Annotated in this window: 1 pseudogene; it reads right to left on the bottom strand. The window is 45.4% G+C overall.

Going from position 1 to position 467, the window contains the following annotated elements:
• Positions 1-467: pseudogene (locus A3756_RS04325) on the bottom strand (error-prone DNA polymerase); the annotation flags it as partial.

Raw genomic sequence — 467 nt, 5'->3', positions numbered from 1 at the left:
GAATGACTTCTTCACGGCGTTCGTGTTCGAAATCGACGTCGATATCAGGCGGCTCATTGCGCTCCTTACTGATAAAGCGCTCAAACAATACAGATATCTGGCGAGGGTCGACAGAGGTGATTTCCAGGCAATAACACACTACCGAGTTGGCTGCAGAGCCTCTTCCTTGATAAAGAATTCCTCTTTGTTTGGCGAACATTACAATGTCGTGGATCGTTAGGAAGAAGTAGGCATAGTCCAGCTCTGCAATTAGATTCAGCTCTTTGTCTATGGTTGACTGAATATGATCAGGAATACCTTGAGGGAAACGAAACCTCACGCCTTGTGTGACTAAAGTACGCAGGTAAGAGATGGGTGTTTCATTGTTCGGGACTAGCTCGCTAGGGTATTCGTAACGAAGTTCATTAAGCTTGAATTGGCATTGTTGGGCGATAACAAGAGTTTCGTGTAAATACTCCTCGCGAAAC

It is taken from the genome of Oleiphilus sp. HI0086, assembly GCF_001635225.1.
This window is presented reverse-complemented; position numbering and strand designations above follow the sequence as displayed.